20 protein-coding genes are annotated in these 19163 nt (G+C 40.2%); 15 read left to right on the top strand and 5 right to left on the bottom strand.

All coding sequences use genetic code 11. The features are described from left to right. Nucleotides 1-24 precede the first annotated feature (24 nt). From uvrY to RH40_RS16345, 3 genes are all read right to left on the bottom strand, one after another. Nucleotides 25-669: a UvrY/SirA/GacA family response regulator transcription factor gene (gene uvrY, locus RH40_RS16335; protein WP_009602761.1), complete on the bottom strand. Its 645-nt coding sequence runs from the start codon at nucleotides 667-669 to the stop codon at nucleotides 25-27. 368 nt (nucleotides 670-1037) lie between these two features. Beyond that, on the bottom strand, nucleotides 1038-3395 hold the full coding sequence (locus tag RH40_RS16340) for a DNA polymerase II (protein WP_009602762.1): 2358 nt from the start codon (nucleotides 3393-3395) through the stop codon (nucleotides 1038-1040). Between the two features lie 438 nt (nucleotides 3396-3833). Next, nucleotides 3834-4601, bottom strand: a complete 768-nt coding sequence (locus RH40_RS16345) for a nucleotidyltransferase domain-containing protein (protein ID WP_009602763.1) — start codon at nucleotides 4599-4601, stop codon at nucleotides 3834-3836. 133 nt (nucleotides 4602-4734) lie between these two features. Here RH40_RS16345 and yeiP point away from each other — a divergent pair, with 133 nt between their 5' ends. Then, nucleotides 4735-5301: an elongation factor P-like protein YeiP gene (gene yeiP, locus RH40_RS16350; RefSeq protein ID WP_009602764.1), complete on the top strand. Its 567-nt coding sequence runs from the start codon at nucleotides 4735-4737 to the stop codon at nucleotides 5299-5301. Between the two features lie 2 nt (nucleotides 5302-5303). Continuing rightward, entirely contained in the window at nucleotides 5304-5624 is a 321-nt protein-coding gene (locus tag RH40_RS16355; protein WP_009602765.1) for an HI1450 family dsDNA-mimic protein, read from the top strand. Nucleotides 5625-5699: 75 nt separating this feature from the next. On the opposite strand, the gene ihfA is transcribed toward RH40_RS16355, so the two are convergent. Next, nucleotides 5700-5993, bottom strand: coding sequence for an integration host factor subunit alpha (gene ihfA / locus RH40_RS16360; RefSeq protein ID WP_009602766.1), 294 nt, complete (start codon nucleotides 5991-5993; stop codon nucleotides 5700-5702). A gap of 534 nt (nucleotides 5994-6527) precedes the next feature. On the opposite strand from ihfA, the gene RH40_RS16365 reads away from it, so the two are divergent. The 7 genes from RH40_RS16365 (at nucleotide 6528) to RH40_RS20435 (ending at nucleotide 12889) form a co-directional block, all read left to right on the top strand. Next, on the top strand, nucleotides 6528-7736 hold the full coding sequence (locus RH40_RS16365) for an acyl-homoserine-lactone synthase (protein ID WP_009602767.1): 1209 nt from the start codon (nucleotides 6528-6530) through the stop codon (nucleotides 7734-7736). Beyond that, nucleotides 7711-10248 carry a hybrid sensor histidine kinase/response regulator gene (locus tag RH40_RS16370; RefSeq protein ID WP_009602768.1) on the top strand — a complete coding sequence of 846 codons (2538 nt, stop codon included), beginning with the start codon at nucleotides 7711-7713 and terminating at the stop codon, nucleotides 10246-10248. The genes RH40_RS16365 and RH40_RS16370 overlap by 26 nt, the downstream gene beginning before the upstream one ends. Nucleotides 10249-10389: 141 nt before the next feature. Beyond that, nucleotides 10390-10596 (top strand): hypothetical protein, encoded by a 207-nt coding sequence (locus tag RH40_RS16375; protein ID WP_009602769.1) that lies wholly within the window; start codon nucleotides 10390-10392, stop codon nucleotides 10594-10596. A gap of 205 nt (nucleotides 10597-10801) precedes the next feature. Next, nucleotides 10802-11347, top strand: a complete 546-nt coding sequence (locus tag RH40_RS16380; RefSeq protein WP_009602770.1) for a septation protein A — start codon at nucleotides 10802-10804, stop codon at nucleotides 11345-11347. A gap of 249 nt (nucleotides 11348-11596) precedes the next feature. Further along, entirely contained in the window at nucleotides 11597-11893 is a 297-nt protein-coding gene (locus RH40_RS16385; RefSeq protein WP_009602771.1) for a YciI family protein, read from the top strand. Nucleotides 11894-11895: 2 nt separating this feature from the next. Then, nucleotides 11896-12306, top strand: a complete 411-nt coding sequence (locus RH40_RS16390) for a GspS/AspS pilotin family protein (protein WP_009602772.1) — start codon at nucleotides 11896-11898, stop codon at nucleotides 12304-12306. A 361-nt stretch (nucleotides 12307-12667) separates the two neighbouring features. Then, nucleotides 12668-12889, top strand: a complete 222-nt coding sequence (locus RH40_RS20435; protein WP_009602773.1) for a hypothetical protein — start codon at nucleotides 12668-12670, stop codon at nucleotides 12887-12889. Between the two features lie 61 nt (nucleotides 12890-12950). Here RH40_RS20435 and RH40_RS20440 read toward each other — a convergent pair whose 3' ends face one another. Then, entirely contained in the window at nucleotides 12951-13193 is a 243-nt protein-coding gene (locus tag RH40_RS20440; RefSeq protein ID WP_009602776.1) for a DUF1289 domain-containing protein, read from the bottom strand. A gap of 452 nt (nucleotides 13194-13645) precedes the next feature. Here RH40_RS20440 and RH40_RS16395 point away from each other — a divergent pair, with 452 nt between their 5' ends. From RH40_RS16395 to RH40_RS20445, 6 genes are all read left to right on the top strand, one after another. Continuing rightward, the gene (locus RH40_RS16395; RefSeq protein WP_009602778.1) at nucleotides 13646-14080 is read left to right on the top strand and encodes an META domain-containing protein; all 435 of its coding nucleotides are present in this window, start codon (nucleotides 13646-13648) and stop codon (nucleotides 14078-14080) included. A gap of 224 nt (nucleotides 14081-14304) precedes the next feature. Then, nucleotides 14305-15447: an ABC transporter substrate-binding protein gene (locus RH40_RS16400; RefSeq protein WP_009602780.1), complete on the top strand. Its 1143-nt coding sequence runs from the start codon at nucleotides 14305-14307 to the stop codon at nucleotides 15445-15447. A gap of 8 nt (nucleotides 15448-15455) precedes the next feature. Further along, a complete protein-coding gene (locus RH40_RS16405; RefSeq protein ID WP_009602782.1) occupies nucleotides 15456-17147 on the top strand; it encodes an ABC transporter permease in 1692 nt (563 codons plus the stop codon). Next, nucleotides 17131-17781, top strand: coding sequence for an ATP-binding cassette domain-containing protein (locus RH40_RS16410; protein WP_009602783.1), 651 nt, complete (start codon nucleotides 17131-17133; stop codon nucleotides 17779-17781). The genes RH40_RS16405 and RH40_RS16410 overlap by 17 nt, the downstream gene beginning before the upstream one ends. Next, on the top strand, nucleotides 17771-18385 hold the full coding sequence (locus RH40_RS16415; protein WP_009602785.1) for a CDP-alcohol phosphatidyltransferase family protein: 615 nt from the start codon (nucleotides 17771-17773) through the stop codon (nucleotides 18383-18385). Before RH40_RS16410 ends, RH40_RS16415 begins: the two co-directional genes overlap by 11 nt. 52 nt (nucleotides 18386-18437) lie before the next feature. After that, complete coding sequence (locus RH40_RS20445) at nucleotides 18438-19148, top strand: AraC family transcriptional regulator (protein ID WP_009602786.1); 711 nt, start codon at nucleotides 18438-18440, stop codon at nucleotides 19146-19148. Nucleotides 19149-19163 lie beyond the last annotated feature (15 nt).

The raw sequence follows: 19163 nt of genomic DNA on the forward strand, positions 1-19163 counted from the left end.
TAGTGACGAGAAAGTGACCGAAACCTAGAGGGTTTCGGTATCTATCATGCCATGGCGGATGGCTAGATGGGTCAGCTCGACATCACCGCTTATGTCTAGTTTACTAAAAAGTCGGTATCGGTAACTATTGACTGTCTTCGGGCTAAGGTTCAACTGCTCGGATATATCTGTAACTTTCTGACCTTTAGTTATCATCATCATGATCTGAAGCTCACGCTCAGAAAGTTCTGCAAAAGGGTTCTCAGAAGCAGAAGAGAACTGGCTCAATGCCATCTGCTGCGCAATTTCAGGGGATATGTACCTCTGGCCACTATGAACCATTCTTATGGCATTCACCATCTCATCGGGCCCTGCCCCTTTAGTCAGATAACCAGAAGCCCCTGCCTGCATCACTTTAGTAGGGAACGGGTTTTCTGTATGGACCGTCAATACGATAACTTTTACATCAGGATTATATCTCAGCACTTTTTTGGTTGCTTCAAGTCCCCCAATACCAGGCATGTTCATATCCATTAAAATGACGTCAGCATGATTACTTCGACACCATTTTACCGCATCTTCACCGCTTTCAGCTTCCCCTGCTACGTTCATTCCACGGACGTCTTCAATAATACGTCGTATCCCTGTGCGAACCAGCTCGTGATCATCTACAAGGAAAACATTTATCAAACTTGTATCTCCACGCTTTTATATGGCTCTGCGCCTAACCAATTTCAGACAACAGTACTACATATAGTTTAACTCAAAATTGCCTTTCGTTTTAGCCTCAATGTGTGCTTTACTGCAAATTTTAGCAAGTAGTTATCTCGATACATGCGATTAAAGATGCCTTAACACACTAATATATAACAAAGTAAAAGAGGTTCAAGGGCTAATCTAATCGTAAATTGCACGGCGTCATTTGCTTATCAATTGTCATACGCTTCGTGCACAATTTTATATCATCATCACACCTTAAAAGTCCGCTATTTTAGCCAAAAGCTTTTGTTTTGATGCTACTCAGCCCTCGGGTATCTTACGAAGTTTCTAACTATAACCTAAAACAGTCCTATCTGAGGCTCACTTATCTGTCTGAAGCTTTGACCAATAAAAGGCAAAATCGCATCTGCAATAGGCTGCAATTGTTTATCAATGTAGTGTTGATAATCAATCGCACTTTCTCGATACTCTCTTGGCTCGGGTCCATTAACCGTTATTATATACTCTATTGTGCCTCGATTCTGATACTGGAGCGGCCTACCTAATCGCAAGTTTTTTTCATCAGCTAAAAGTGCAGCTCTCACCTGTGGTGGTATATTTTTTTGGTAGTCCTTTAAACGTCGGCGTAATCGCTTTTTGTAGATCAGCATATCGTCAAACTCACCAGCATACGTTCGCTCTATTACGCTTATCACGTAGTCTTTTGGATCATAACCATTAAATACCATATCATAGAGTTTGTACTGAAAGTCTTGAGCAAGGGATGTCCAGTCGGACCTTGCACTCTCTAGACCTTTGAAGATAATTTTTTTCTCTCCATCCCGAGAAACAAGGCCAGCATAACGCTTTTTAGAACCTGTTTCAGAGCCACGGATAGTTGGCATTAAAAACTTCTGATAATGAGTTTCGTATTCAAGTTCTAAGTAAGATTCAACACCAAACCTCTTTGCCAAATCCACCTTCCACCAATTGTTGATCTCAGAAACTAACTGTTCACCAATCTCACAGGCTCTCTGATCACTGTATGCAGAATTTAAGGCGACAAAGGTCGAGTCTGTGTCTCCATAGATCACTTGATAGCCTTTTTCCTCTATCAACTTTTTAGTCACTTTCATAACTTCATGACCACGCATAGTAATACTTGAGGCTAAACGGGTATCAAAAAACCGGCAACCAGAAGAGCCCAATACACCATAGAAAGAATTCATTATTATTTTCAATGCTTGGGAAAAAGCATGGTTGTTGTTACGTTTTGCTTTCTCTCGCGCTCGCCAGATGTCTTCAACCATTTTAGGTAGAAAGTGGTGTTGACGATGAAATTGTCCACCACGGAAGCCCTCGATAGCCGATTGATTATCGGTACCGATAGGTAAACGTAAACCTTCTATCAAACCGAGTGGATCAATCAGGAACGACCGAATAATAGACGGATAAAGACTTTTGTAATCGAGTACAATAACAGAGTTATAGAGATTAGGCAGTGAGTCCATTACATACCCACCCGGAGAAGCCACCCAATCTTCAGAATGCATATTGGGCGCAATATATCCAGCGCGATGTAGCTGAGGTAAATAAAGATTTGTAAATGCCGCAACCGAACCACCTACCCTATCCAATTCGATACCAGTTAGGCACGACCGTTCTATGGCAAAATCCAATAGGTGAGTTTTATCGAAAATACGGCTTACCAACATACAATCTTGTAGGTTGTATTTGGCAAGAGCTGGCTTATTCGATGAGAACATGTGATTGATCTCTGCCATCTTATCATAGTGGCTATCAATTGCTTTCCCCTCACCAAGTAGCTCCTGGGAAACCGATTCGAGAGACCAAGAACGGAAATGGTAAGTAGCCGCCTTCAGCATATCAATACCATCGATCACAACTCTTCCGGGAATAGAAACAAAGCCTTGTTGATTTCTGCCCTCTCGAAAAAAAGCATTCTTATTTCCACGCCCTACAGCCAAAGAAATTCCATTTATCTTGGCGCGCTTATCGAGTAATTTAAAATCGAAGCCAATAATATTCCATCCGATGATTACGTCAGGGTCAAAATCCTCGAACCATTGGTTTAACGCCAAAATCAGCGCTTTCTCATTTTCAACCCATTGAATATTTGTTTCTGCAGACTCAGTGACACCAACCATTATAACGCGGCTATCATACTCACAATGCAACCCAACAGAATATAGTTTTCCGTTTTCGGAGCATTCGATATCAAGAGAAACAACCGATAACTCGGGTTTATAGTTTCCAGACCTAGCCTTTACTGATGTAATGCGACGATATTTCCCGTAATCGCGAGTTAAACCCGTAAAATCAATACTTCCTTTAATAAACCTCTCCATCAAGAAACGGTCGGCTAGGCGTATATCAGTTTCATAAACAGTAATATCGTCTCTTCTGAGGCAACTTTCTGCCCTATTAGCATCATGAAGCGTAGCGAAGTAACAAGCCGCCGTTTCCATACCCTCAAAAGTTTTAAGTGTCAGAGGGTTAAGTTGAAATGGAACCCCCTCTTTTTTAAGACATAGCTCTAATAATTCAATATCTTCAGAAGCAACAAAAAAGGTTGGTGTTTCATCTTCTATCTCTAGCTGGGCAGGACCATATGGGGTAGAAACCCATAGCTCTATAAGCGTTTTTTTCCCGATATCTCTTGCACTGCGGGTTAAAATAAACCCTTGATTGATCATGTACTGGTTCCCTGACTTAGCATTGATATTTCATAAAACTCGATTAATCACGAAATGCTTGGCTTTACCTTTTGTCCTAAAAGAAAGTCTATTCCCTCATTAATACGGTTACTATGCCCAAGTAAACTCAAGATGCTAGGTTCAACGAGATTGGCTTACATTGCCGACAAGACAACAATTTGAAGATTGGGGCATCTCAATTGAAAATCGGTGGCAACGTCTACACAACAAGGCAAATTGCCCCTTATGCAGGAGCAAAGGACGGATTTCATCGTCAAATAACTTAGAATCTACCAACTATCTCGTAATGCTGTTTTCTTTGAACTCAACACTATGGCATCGCTCTGAACCCTGCATTTTGAAGTCACTTAGGTATAAATCTGAATTATAGAGTCATTTAGGTATAGGTGAGAGAATAACCTTCGTTAGCTCTTAGTACTAGCCAATCCTAAACTCTGTCTTTTTATATTGCACAACCAACCATTCTCCAAAGCCATCAAGGATGCCAATTACTGAGCGCTTTGCAATAACATGCCCAGACAGCAGTATACCCAAGCGATGAATTTCAACCTCTTTTTCTGGGTAGTGCTTTAAAAATGCTTGACCACATTCAACAGGATCATCAAACCACTGCTTGTCTTTATACATAACAAGCGAGTAACTGGCCCTCAGTAACTTTTTTGAAATCATCTTTTGGGCTTTAACCTGATCAGCATCATTTTTACATCGAGCAATACGATTGCGATACACTGCTAACCAGTCTTCGACATCCATGTTCCAGTACTTGGCAATTTCCCAACTAGGCTCATAATCTCCAAAGCATTCTGAGAGATCATCACCATAAATACAAACAGAGCAATGCCGCAGGAGAAATCCCCAAGAAAAAATACTCTCTAAACTGGCAACTTCATTCACCAAGGCAGTTTTGTATGAAACTTCAGTAACAAAAGGATAGGCCTTTTGAAAACGCCACTTTATAGAATTAAACAAAGTTGTCCTTGTATCACTAAAAGGAGCATGTGTGACAACGATAAAATCTATGTTTGATAGATTTTCTTTAGCTGTTTTACGGGCAACACTACCGTATAGATAAATGCTGTGTAAATTTTCTCCCAGCCCATTTGTTAAGAAGTTTATTAACTCATCAATCACTGGGCGGTAAGCTGCTTGGAAGGCGTCGTTAGGGTCTATCGTAGAAAGATGCATTTCACCATTAACAAATCAATCAAATGTACTCTTCTAATGTTCGCTCACTGTTGTAGAACAATCAAGATATTCCTTCAAATCTGTCATAGGTATATAATGCTCGGTAAAATACTAATACCAAGGAAAACGATAAATGCCAAAAGCGAGCGAACTTAAAAAAGGTTTTGCTATTGAGTCCAATGGAAAAACTCTACTAATAAAAGATATCGAAATAACGACTCCCGGTGGTCGCGGCGGAGCGAAGATTTATAAACTACGCTGTACCGACCTCGCTTCAGGTTCACGAGTTGATGAACGTTATAAATCCGACGACATTTTAAATACTGTCGATATGTTTAAACGCACCTCCTCTTTCTCTTACATCGATGGAGATGAATACATCTTTATGGATAGTGAGGATTATTCTCAATATACATTTAAGCAGCAAGAGATAGAAGATGAGCTTCTATTTATAACAGAGGAGATTAAAGGTCTTCAGGTAATTCTTGTTGATGGCAATGCTGTTGGCATCGAATTGCCTTCTTCTGTTGAGATGATCATCGAAGAAACTGACCCTTCAATAAAAGGAGCGTCAGCATCGGCGCGGACTAAGCCTGCAAGGTTTTCCACAGGATTAACCATCCAAGTACCCGAGTATATTGCCACAGGAGATAAAGTGGTAATCAATACAGCTGAACGAAAATATATGAACCGAGCTTAGTTATGTCAGAGTTAATTTCATACGATGATGCGATAGAAGCCGCCTATGACATTTTTTTGGAGATGGCACCCGATAGCCTTGAGCCTGCTGATGTCCTTCTCTTTACTGCTCAATTTGACGAAAGAGGTGCCGCTGAGCTAGTGGAAGTTGGTGATGATTGGGTTGAGCATGTAGGATTTGATATTGATAAAGAAATATACGCGGAAGTGAGAATCGGATTAGTAAATGAGGCAGACGACCAACTTGATGACGTCTTCGCTCGCCTCTTAATAAGTCGAAATCCCGAGAACAAGTTCTGCCACGCTCTTTGGAAGCGAGACTGAACCAGAAACAAAAAACCTAGCATTGGCTAGGTTTTTGTTTAGTCCTAAAAGAACTCTAATCTACCGAAACCATGTTTAGTCCGGCTTAATGTTTTCGACGCGGGCTTTCAGTTTCTGTCCTGGGCGGAACGTCACAACGCGACGAGCGCTGATAGGAATGTCTTCACCTGTCTTCGGGTTTCGACCTGGACGCTCATTCTTATCACGAAGATCAAAGTTACCAAATCCAGACAGTTTTACCTGTTCGCCACTTTCAAGCGCCTTACGAATTTCTTCGAAAAACATCTCAACCGTTTCCTTGGCATCCCGTTTACTGTATCCAAGCTTCTCAAACAGGTTCTCAGCCAAATCGGCCTTTGTGAGCGCCATAAAACTTTCCTCAAAGCTGTGTTAAACATTGCCACCACAAGGCAGCACCATAGCATTTAGCCAAGCCAATCAACAACATATCGACTTCACATTGAAAAGTGTATGCCAAGCTCATGATTTTCGCCAACTTTTTTATTGAATAGAATTATTTTCTTCCCAAAAACAATGGGATAGAACTCTAAGTCAACAGGATTTCTTCACAAAATCATCTAATACACTAGCTCAAAACCCGCCAAATTGATTACTAGTAACAAAGCTATCAGAACAATATTCTTTTTTTACTCATTCTAGAGAAAAGTTCACTGTCTAAACCGGTTGTATATAAAATTTGACCAAAATTTAGTCATTAAATGACCTTTCAATCAACATTGGTAGTGATAATAATGAGATTAAAAAGATCAATAATGGTGATGAAAGTCAAAATTAACACAATCCACAATGGTACTGGGGATAAATCCATAATAAATAAATTGCACAAACTTTTATGTAAGTGAATACTACGCCGCTTTAAAAACTACAAAATCAATACATACAATGAATATTTCTAGCTTCGCTGCAAAACTATATGATAACAATGATAAAGTGATCGGAATTTTCGAAACACTTGAAAAAAATTTCGGTATAGATGGGAACACATTCTTTCAAACAATCGCTGACCTAAGAATGAAACAAGCTGTTGAACAAAGTCCAGCGTTAAAAGAGACGAATATCAAGACAAAAATGAATTCGCCTCAATATGCCAAATGTATTCAGTCTAAAATTGCCGATAAACCCGAGCCTTGGTTCGAAGTTGAAAAGCAACTTCTTACCTCTTTTGGTAATTGGGCTGAAGCTTGGTGTGCCTTTAACATATGGAACATACACCATAAATATCACACAAAGAATACGAGCAGCGTGAATTATAATAACTTTGAGGACAGTCAAGACGAACAACTCTTCATAGATTTTGTAGTCCAACGAGTCGAAGAACACAGTAATCTTTATTATTCTCCGCATAGCCCTTATCCAATGCTTCTGCCAGACATCATCTTATTGACAAACCTTTACACCTTGGTATGGGAACAACATTGGTATGAAATATTGTACAAAATGGAGATCTCTTTAGTGGGGACACACTTCATTTTGGCGCAGCAGAACAATCACCTTGATTACCCTGTGGTCGTATCGACGGCCCTGATCAACACATATGAAAATTCCGAAGATTGGTTGTCATTTGCTCCATTTTTTAGAGCTGATTATTGGCACTCTATCAATCAAAACAAATTGACAAAAGAATTCGAACGGCTGGACATTTTACCCGATATGGTAAAATTCTCTGAAATAAAGAGCTATGAGGAGTTTGAATCCTCTTTATGGCATTCAATCGAAAAGAAGAGCAAGTGTTGTGAAGTCATTCGTCTCACCGTAGCTGGGAATACGCGTCAGAGAATTTTTCTACTTTATCTTTGTCAAAAGAGATTAATGCAGCAGTTGCATAATTTTGGCTTTGACGTAGCATTCACAATTATTGAACAGCCATTGATGTTACATTACTACCAGAGTTTAACAGACAATGAATACATTCCGTTCAGTTACTGTAAACTGACGCCGGAAAGTGCAAAATCAGTCACGCACAAAGGCGTCTGGGTTGTCGATAAGCTAAAACATGCCTTATCACAATGTAGATATCAACATTATAAAACAGCAACGTTTGATAAGTTAAAACAGCATCGTCTTCATGGAAATGAGCCAAGACACATTTAACAACATTGCCGAGCACCTTATGTATCCCAAGGCAATATTACTAATTTGTATCGCCCTGCTAGTTTTAGTATGGGCAATATTCTTTTGCGCTACTCTTGTCCAGAAGAAGGGCATAAGTAGCGTTAAACAATATGCTTATTATGTCTCCTACACTGCTGGCCTATTCGTTTGGATATTGAGTAATGCCTACTTCCATACCGGATGGCTGTTAGAGTTTGGGCCAAAGTTTGCAGAAAGTGTAGCCATACTCGCTAACCTTTCTACGATTTTAGCATTCGGATCTGCCTACTATTTCTCTGTAAAACTAAGGAGCCACTCAACCACATTTGCAGTGAGCCCTTGGCAGTTGATCCTCGCAGCTTCAGTAATGAGCTTTTGTGCTGCGATCAACTTTATTCCCGGAATAATGCTGAAATCGGTGAGTGTTGTAGGCCCAAGTAACTTTATCCTTGATTTTGGTCCAGGCACAGGGCTATTTTTTGTCGCTCTGACCCTTATATTCGGGCTTACCTTTTTAAACCTATGGTCGATAAAAAGAAGCGGTAACAGGCTCAGCAGAACTAGGGTCAACTATATGATCCTTGGAATGGCAATTTTTATGGTATCCACAGCAATGATACAAATGTGGTTTACCTTTTTCTTCAAAAACTTTTCGCTAACTTGGCTTCCTCCAGCACTATCCATCAGTGAGATGCTATTCATGGGATATGCTATCCTCGCATCTCGTTTTTATAGCTTTAAATATCTTTGCTTTGTATTTCTTACAGTACTGATCACAGCATCAGGGTATGCAACCATTGCGTTTATTTCCAAGCCTATGGACTACCTGAGTATGACCGTGGTGATGGCTTCGATTATTACTGTCGGATTATCGTGGCCACATGCCTCAAAGATAGTGAAAACATGTTTGAGTTATCTACTCTATGGCTCAGCAAACTCACCGACAGAAAAGATTGCAAAACTTGAAGAGGAATTTCAAAAATCACCAAGTAGAGCGATTGAATCACTCGCAAGTTACCTCGGAGTACCAAGTAATAGCCTAAAACTACTTGATGACTGCCAAGGTGCAAGTATATATCGTTCCTACTTTACCAACCACAGTGCTCCTCTGGTAATTGATGAGTTGGAAGATGGATTACAAAAGACAGATGATACCGAGTTGCTAACTCTACGAAGCAGTATGAACGAAATGAACTCGGCACTGGTTTTACCGATTTACGAATCCAACAATAAGTTGACCCACGTTTTAGTCTCGAGTAGAAAACAAGGTGGACTCAACTTTTCTTTCGAGGAGTTGAAAGCACTTGAGAGAGTGCTTCAAAAAGTACAGGTTCATATTAACTACGAGAGAAAAGTACGTCAGTCTCAAGCACTCGCAAACTCAATTGCACATGAGATGCGTAATCCTTTCGCTCAGATCCAACTTGAATTTGAATCGTTGAATCAAAAGCTCGATTTCCCTATCGAAAAGATCGATCTACAGAAACACGTGGATAAAGGAAAAAGGTCGATTAAGAGAGGACAGCAGCTCATTGATATTATTCTTAGAGAAGTTAATGACTCAAGCTTAGAGCACGAGCCAGTCGAGGCAACGTCTGTTACGGCAGCACTGAATGGCGCAATAAACCAATATGGCTTCGATAATGAGCAAGACATTCGAAGGATCAAACTAAAACTTGACCACGATTTTGTGGTAAAAATAAATGAGACATTATTCAATTTTGTCATTTTTAATCTGCTAAGAAATGCCATTTATTACTTTGATGCCTATCCTTCGAGTACAATAGAAATTCGTACCCAGGAAGGAAAGTACGAAAATCATATTATCTTTAAAGACACAGGTCCGGGTATACCAAAAAACTTAATCGATAGAATTTTTGATGACTTTTTCAGCCACAAAAAAAGTGGGGGTAGCGGACTTGGATTAGGATATTGTCAAAGAGTAATGCGCTCATTTGGTGGATCTGTGAGTTGCCATTCAGTGTTACATGAACATACAACTTTCACGCTTTCGTTTCCTGCCAAAAATATTGATGTCGGGACTATATTTAAGCAAGAGAGTGGGAATGTTAGCTATCATCCATTCCCGCACCACGATAATGGTAAAACTGAGGACCCTCGATTAAAGTCGAAGAGTCTCACTTCTCACAATATTCTCGTCGTGGATGACAAAGAAGTTCAACGTACCCTCGTAAACCTCTACTTAAAACAGCTTGGTTACAGCGTTATCCTCGCCAATAATGGAAAAGTAGCGATTGAAATTATTCAAAGTAATCCCATAGACCTCGTCTTTATGGACATTCAGATGCCGATAATGGATGGCTTTAAAGCTGCAAAAATTATCCGTGAGACATTTCCTGGTATACCAATCATTGCTCTTTCAGGAGAGTCTGGGGCAGAGGACTTATTAAAAATGGAGGAGTTAATGGATGGCCGCCTAACCAAGCCAACGACAAAAGATTCCCTAGATGCAACACTAAAATCAGTCTTAAACAAATCAAAAACGACGTAAATTTGCCGTCATTATTTTGAACAATATGACGCCATTTTAGTCTGTATTTTTATCTTATTGAGTTTATTTAATAATTTTGAAGTATCGATGATGTGGCACATAACATGCTTTGTTCTTGTTATATTTTTTGGAGGTTAAAGTATGGAAATGTCACGTCACACTTATTATCGATTAATTCACCATGGGATTAAAAGCCTACTCAAAGAAAGGCTCGGTCACTTTACCGAGGTGGAGTATCATGAATATCTCAACGGCATCACAGGTAAATCTTGCTGTTTCTCCATGAGTGATGAGGAGCTAGAGTTTACCCTCGCTAGTTTACAAAATGAAGGGTATATAGAAAAGTAACAGTAGCTGGCAATATACCCAAATAGCTTCAAAGCACTAGGTTTAGCGGGCAAGATTAGGAATTGCTCACCGTTACCATAAGCCGGTGAAAACACCCTAAATCTCCTGACCTTGAAGCCATTTGGGTATATCTATTCGATTTTGACTTTGTGATTAAAAAATTTTTAGGTAGACTAGCTGAAGTTGCACACTAAATGATTTTTTTATGAAACAATTCACTGATTTTATTCCATTAATTGTCTTTTTTATATTATATAGATTTTATGATATCTATGTTGCCACCGCAGCACTCATCATCGCTTCTGCTGTCCAAATAGCTGGTCTCTTCATCGTTAACAAAAAAGTAGAAAAATTGCAGCTAGTCACTTTTTGTATTGTCACAATTTTCGGTGGGCTGACAATACTTCTTCACAATGATGATTTTATAAAATACAAAGTAACAATTGTTTACAGTCTGTTCGCTGTAGGGCTTATGGTAAGTCAGTTTCTGGGAAAATCGCCTATTAAAAATATGCTCAGAAATGAAATTGATCTGCCAAAGAGAATATGGAGTCATATTACATGGGCTTGGGTTAGCTTTTTTGCCCTGTGCGCAATCGCTAATCTATACGTAGCATTTAATATGTCTCTAGATATATGGGTCAACTTTAAGGTCTTTGGATTGTTGTTCGCTACGTTCTGCTTTACCGCAATCACTGCATTTTATGGTTACAAGCACATGCCAAAAGATAACTCAGAGCAGAAAAATTGATTACTTATATAGGAATTTATACCTAGGTAACACTGTTATATTTGTTACAAAAGATATAGGTAATCGCAATAATACGTCGAAGATTCAAAAGCTTAGTGTCTCTGATACGGGTTAACATAATGCTTGAATCAATAGTTAATAATCGGAGCGTTTTATTTGCTGACCTGATATGTTAAAAATATTATGCTCTCAAAAACAATTAATTAGAGTAAAGTACGAATTCTCTATAATTCATAAGGACAATTGAACATGTGGTACGTCATTTTCTCTCAAGATATCGAAAACTCTCTCGAAAAGCGACTCAGCGTTCGTCCTCAGCATCTCGAACGTCTAAAAAGTTTGCAAGATGAGGGACGATTACTCACCGCTGGTCCAATGCCTGCCATCGATTCAGACAATCCGGGAGAGGCTGGGTTTACTGGTTCAACCGTCATCGCAGACTTTGATTCACTTGAACAAGCTCAAGCATGGGCTGATTCAGATCCCTATATTGCAGCAGGGGTGTATGAAAATGTGATCGTGAAACCTTTTAAGAAAGTTTTCTAACCATGGAAAATATCATCAGAAAACTCAGCGTAATCACTTTTGTTATTCTCTTAGTCGGATGTTCTTCCGCTGCGTCGCAAAAGCAGAAGTATCTTGAGATGGTGGCAAAAAATAGGGCAAGCCTCTTGGCTTCAGAACTTCCTTTAGAATCAGGTCCTTTATCAATAATGAGAGCCAACTCAAAAGGAAATATCATTGAAATTATGATGGTCTATAATGACGACGCAAAAGGCGCCAAACCAACAGCCTCTTTGCTGGCACAAAGCGTCAACACTTATTGTAGTAATAAAGATACCAAAGCTAACTTAGACTTGGGCATCCACTATCGTATTAAGATTCGAAATAGTCGAGGCCAACTAATGTCGGATGAGTTAGTCACGTCTCAAAAGTGCCAGCAACAAAGTAATAAATAACAAGCAATATACCCAAGGAGCTTCAAGGTGCTAAGTCCAGCGAGAATGGCTGGCCTTACAGACAAGGAAATCATTTGTCCCCTGCCCCTTGAAGTCACTTGGGCGAAAACACCTCTAACAAGTCGATGGCTACAATACCCTCTTATTTACCCAAATAAACTCACAAAACCCAGATGAATTTTTTGTTACCGAAATAGGTCAATTCTTTCTCGCTCTTACCCATGTATTCATAGAGATAAGATTTACGCTATCAAGATTTTCATAGCTGTTTCACAATAGTCATTCTTTGTCTCAGTTGACGCCTTGCTCTTAACTACCTAATTTTTGATAACAAGCGTGCGTATGTGAAGGGAATCACAAAATGAAAAGATCTAGGCATTCTTATCGACTTCAACTTATAAAAGAAGCAGCAATGAGGCAAAACAGATTGAGTAGCTCAGACCAAATGACAAACTACATACAAGGTTTGCTCGATTCAAAATCTGACTGCGACTATGAATTCCAGAACGACTCAAGGTTTTCAGGCTGCCATTTCGATGACAACATTGGCGGCTGGGTCAGCAATAACTGGAAAGTTAAGTAAAGTGATGGTGAGTCCTAATATTTCCAGCGCCTTAAGATAATATGGAATGAAAGCTGAAGCCTCAAAATAAAGTTTGCTGAGGATCATTTTCTTCTATTTCCATCTCAACGTGAGTTTTTTTATGCTTCCTATAATAGCGCTGGCGACATAGTTTAATGACATGAAGCTGCTGGGATGGAGACATATTGAGCCACTCGAATCGTTCCGTTCGATTTCTCATACATCCTTTGCAATACCCCTTAGCGTCCGAGTCACAAACACCTATACACGGACTAGGCACTTTAAATAATTCAATCTGCTCCAAAAACTTCCCTCCAGATCCCCTTATAAAATTCAGTTCAGACTGACGCTTATCTCGTACTTAAAACAAACCAACTGACCGTACCTTGACAATATAGCGCGTTTACTTGAGTAACCTCGTGTGCCTAGTTCATCTGGGATAGCTAAACCTGCAGAGATGATGACCTCTTGAAGGTAGACCGACCTTGTTCAGAAGTCGTTAACAACGTCTAAGGGCAATATAACTTGCTCTTGGGGACTGGTTTCATTGCTTCACAACCTCACAAGAGCTCGCTATCTTTATAGATTGTTTTCTCTGAATTCGATTCCGTGATTACTCGCTAAAGCCTATATTTCGAAGTCACTTAGGTATACGCTAAGTATAACCCAAATGCTTTTATACCCAACATTTGCAGGCATCTTTAGGTTCATTAAGTATGTTCATATAGTATGTCGCTTGAAAGGAATTAAAAAACTATGAGATTTAACATTAAGTCACTCTTAACAGCACTGGCACTACCTGTCCTTGTCACTTCATGTGCTAGCCATATGAATACTCCACCAACCGCACAAGATTTGGCTCACCACCGGTGGGTATTAGTCAACATAAATGGCGACAACCCCTTTGATGTAGGTGATAAAAGAGCCACATTGGAAATTGGAGAAAACTTGAGTGTAAATGGTAATGCAGGATGTAATGGATTTTTTGGAGAGGCAGAACTTTCGGGTGAAAAATTTCGAGTCAAGAACATGGCAATGACGAGAAAAATGTGTTTCGGTGATATCATGGATACCGAGCAAGCCTTTTCTCAAACATTGTCAGATTGGTCCAACATCATCATCAATAAAGACTCTATGATTTTAAACGGTGACACCCATACCCTCACCTTCAAGCTTGATGATTGGAAATAAGATAGCGACTAAGCTAGAAGTTAGTTTGTGTTTTGATTTTTCAACTGAAGTTAATTCTGCAGTACCCAAGCGACTTCGCTTTGAGTCAATGTTCTTGAAGTCGCTCGGTTATAATCGTGTATAAATAGTTAATAAAGCGATTTTTTCAGTCATAATGAATAAAAATATTATCAGTCCGGTCTATATCATAGTCTGGCCGATCTTCTGTTCAAATAAGGAATATTATGACCAAAATTTTCACGTTCATTGCATTAGTTACTTTGTCTCTATCATCGTTTGCTTCAGATAGTTGGACAGAGATCACTAGCAAAGCAAAAGGTCAAACCGTCTATTTCCATGCATGGGGTGGTAGTCAAGAGGTGAATCGATACATCCAGTGGGCAGCCTCTGAACTTAAAACCCAATATGGAATAAAGTTAAAACATGTCAAAGTCTCCGATATTTCCAAGACCACGGCAAAACTCGTTGCAGAAAAAACTGCGGGTAAAAATACCCATGGTAGCGTCGATATGGTTTGGATAAATGGAGAAAACTTCAAATCTATGAAAGATCAGCAACTGCTTTTAGGCCCATTTGTCAGTCAACTTCCCAACTGGAAGTTCGTTGATAAAAGCCTACCGATAGACGTCGATTTTTCAGAGCCTACCGAAGGGTTAGAGGCCCCATGGGGAGTAGGTCAGCTCGTTTTTATCCATGATAAAACCAAATTGAATAATCCACCTCTATCATTCTCAGAGATGCTCAGTTATGCTCGAGCTTACCCCAAACGACTCACCTACCCTAAGCCACCAAGCTTCCACGGTACAAGCTTTTTGAAAGCACTACTCATTGAGCTCACCGATAACGATAAATCGCTCTCGTCTCCTGTCGATATGAAAACGTTTCCAATAGTTACTGAAGCATTGTGGTCATACTTAGACTCATTTCATCAAGTAGCGTGGCGAGATGGTAAACAATTTCCTAGCAGTAGTGCTGAAACGATCCAATTACTCGATGACAACCAAATTGACTTAGCTATCACTTTCAATCCAAATGCTGTCTATTCAGCACAAGCAAATGGAAAGTTAACCTACAATACCGCTGCTTACGCAATGAAACAGGGCGCTCTCTCAAATATTCACTTTCTGGCCATCCCCTGGAACAGTTCGTCCTCAGAAGCTGCCATGGTAACCATTAATTTTCTTCTCGGCCCGCAAGCTCAATCACACAAAGGGGACACTGAAGTATGGGGAGACCCGTCAGTACTTCAAACAGAATACCTTTCTGGAACCGCAAAAAAATCGAAGCATTTTAAAGCAATATCAGAGCCTCATCCTAGTTGGCAAACAGCATTAGAAAAAGCTTGGCTGGAAAGATACGGAAAATAATCAACACTATGCTTTACATGCTCTACCTAGGCGTCATTTTTGTCTGCATTGTCCCTATTTTCCCTGGGATATTGGGGGCTATTCTTCCTGCCCTGGGGTATTTGCCTCCTCTCAATCTGACTGAACCAAATATACAAGGGTTAATCAGTGTTTTTGACTGGGCTGGTGTGTGGACATCAATCTCACTCAGCATCTACTCTTCAGCAATAAGTACATTCCTTGCCTGCTTTTTTTCTTTTATCATCATTCAAGCGTCATGGGGGACAAAGTTTTGGTATAAGCTTGAGAAAACATTGGCTCCACTTCTGGCTTTACCGCATGTCGCCTTCGCAATAGGTTTTGCTTTTTTATTTTCTCCTACGGGACTAATAAGCCGTCTGCTTTCTCTAAATGCGGATTTGTATAACTATGTTCAGTCGTTATCTGGTGGAGCATTACTGATTAAGGACCCATATGCTCTGGGACTGATCGTTATGTTAACGATTAAAGAAGTGCCATTCTTGCTCCTGATGAGCATCTCTGTCTTACATCAATTCAATGTCGAAAAAACGTTACGAGTGAGTCAAGCAATGGGATATAGGCCCTCACAAGTTTGGTGGAAGTGTATTTTTCCACGATGGCTGAGTGGTCTTCGCTTTCCAATTTTTGCTGTCATTGCTTATGGACTTTCTGTGGTGGATGTTGCTCTAGTACTCGGTCCTACAAACCCTCCCACATTCTCTGTGTTGGTTTGGCAGTGGTTTAATGACCCAGATTTAGCTATGTTACCAAGAGCAGCTTCCGGAGCACTGCTATTATTCGTCATTGCTAGTTTAATGATTGCTGCTAACCGTATGGTTGAATGGGTGCTTTGCAAAAAATACATCAGATGGCAATTCTCTGGAAGGTATGGTCCAGAGATTTCCGGTAGATTTTTTTATTTGTGTACCTTTGGTCTAACCCTACTTATCGTTCCGATAACCTTAATATGGAGTTTCGCTCAGCGTTGGCCATTTCCCAAATTGTTACCAACCCAATGGAGTAACCAATTTTGGCTGTATGAGTGGGATAATATTCTCAATGCCATTGAACAAAGTGTCTTTGTTGCTCTAGTCAGCTCAACTGTTTCGTTACTGTTCGCCGTCATAGCTCATGAATACCACGGAAAGTCATCTTGGAGAGTTCCAAACTATATCATCGCTATACCTATGCTCATTCCTCAGCTATCAATTCTCTTTGGAATACAGATAATGACCTTGCTTATAGGTACTGATTTATATTTATTTTGGGTATGTTGGGCACACGTGCTATTTGCTTTCCCCTATGTTTACCTCTCGCTTGATGGGCCTTGGAGAAACTTTAACGCAAAGCTTATTAACGTTGCCACAAGCCTTGGAAAGTCACCAACCTACGCTTGGTGGAACATAAAATTACCCAATTTGTTACCCGGAGTTGTTATCGCATGGAGCGTTGGAGCCAGTGTCAGCTTTGCACAATATCTACCAACACTGATGCTAGGTTCCGGACGAGTCAATACAATCACTACCGAAGCGGTCGCTATCGCAAGTGGCGCAGACAGAAGAGTGACCGCCATTTACGCTTTATGGCAAACATTTTTACCTCTCATCTTTTTCTCAATTGCGATGTTAATGAGTTATAAGTTCTCTCAAAGATATCGAATCATAAACAAAGGAAACTCAGCGAATGACGCTACTACTTAAAGAGATTACGATTGAGTCTCCCAATGGAAATACACTTCTTGGTCCACTGAATATTGAAGCTTTACCCGGGGAAGTAACTACTCTAATGGGCCCTAGCGGATGCGGTAAGTCGACCCTATTAGACCTTATCGCAGGGCATCTTTCAGATGGGTTTAAATATTCTGGCCACATAGAGTTATGTGGTGACGTGTTATGTGGGCTGCCTGCACATGAGCGTCAGGTGGGCATTTTATTTCAAGATGATCTTCTCTTCCCTCACCTAAATGTTTGGCAGAATCTCGCATTTGCAATACCAAATAAAGTCAGAGGCTCTGCTCGTGAAAAGTTAGCATTATCAACTCTAGATAGCATCGGACTAAACAACCTAGCAAACTCATTCCCTGATCAGATATCAGGAGGCCAGAGAGCTCGAATTTCTTTGTCTCGAATGCTACTCGCCAAACCCAAGCTTGCTTTACTTGATGAACCGTACAATAAGTTAGATCAAGAGCTGCGCGAACAGTTTCGCTTCTGGGTGGAGGAACAAATAAGAATAGCAAATATCCCTGCTCTGATGGTCACACATGATAAAGCGGATGTTCCCTCCGGTGGCCTTTGCCTAACTTGGCCTTGGGAGAATGCATATGCTGGATAAATTTGCCGTAAAAGCAATAAGATGGCCTCTCTATCAAAGTGCAAAGCTTCTCGATAAATTGGGTGTAACTGCCAATCAAATTACTACTGTTGGCTTTTTGTTTGGTGTACTCTCAGCTGGTGCGGTTGTCATCGGTTGGTTTTATCTCGCGCTTATATTAATCCTGGTCAACCGAATGTTCGATGGTCTCGATGGTGCCCTTGCCAGAATTCAAGGCATTACTGACGCGGGTGGCTTTTTAGATATTGTGCTCGACTTTATTTTTTACTCAATGATTCCGTTTGCCTTTGTGTTATACGAACCTTCGCAAAATGGCGTCGCTGGTGCCTTTTTAATTTTTTCTTTCATTGGAACTGGCAGCAGCTTTTTAGCATTTGCAGTAATGGCCGCCAAGAGAAATGTTCCAGATCCTGTCTATTCACAAAAGTCTCTGTACTATCTAAGTGGGTTGACAGAAGGGACTGAAACCATAGCATGTCTTGTATTATTTTGTATTTTTCCCCAGTATTTTCATATTATTGCTTTCGTTTTCGGGGCAGCATGCTGGCTTACAACTTGTACACGAATATATGGTGGGTTTCAAAGCCTAAATAGTACTGAATAAAACATCCTATATGGGATTATTGGATAAATCACCATTAAAAGGACCAAGTCAGATGATATTTGAACTGATAGTACAACACTACGATACGTCGACGATACGCGATTTTCATCAACATGAACACGCTCATATTGTTTACTTACATAAGGGCTGCCATATCGCTTATGCAAGTGATCAAAGTTTATTATGTATGCCAGGAAGTTTGCTCTATATATCCCCTAATACAATGCACAGAGTTGAAATATTAGAGAATACCCAAACTTCTCTATTGTCATTACCCAAGCTGGATCACATGCCCTCAAAAGCCATGTGCACTCTTGAAACTAGTCCACTTCTCACTCAGTTGTTTAGTATTTGGCAAAATGGTGGGCCCTCTCAATCACTAAACAATGAATATAAAGCGGTTCTCCTTGACCAGCTAATCTCATGCAAGGTCGCAACAAACCCGATGTTAGCGGACGGAAAAATAGACCGACGACTTATACCAATTATTGAGGCTTTTTCAGACAAACCTAACATAAAAATGTCTATTTCTACGTTTGCCACGTCATCGGGTGCCTCCGTGAGAACCCTAAACAGACTTTTTCAAAGTCACTTCAATGCTTCTTTCAAAGACATCCGAAATACCGTTATCATGGAAAGAGCAGAACAACTGCTCAAATCGGGAATGATAGCTACAGATGTTGCTTTTGAACTCGAGTACTCAAGCCTATCAGCCTTCTCAACCGCTTTTAAAGAGTACCAAAAAGGTAAGTCGCCAGCATAATATGTCGTTTAGTCA

The organism is Vibrio caribbeanicus ATCC BAA-2122 (assembly GCF_000165125.1).
In the GTDB taxonomy this organism is placed as follows: Bacteria; Pseudomonadota; Gammaproteobacteria; order Enterobacterales; family Vibrionaceae; genus Vibrio; species Vibrio caribbeanicus.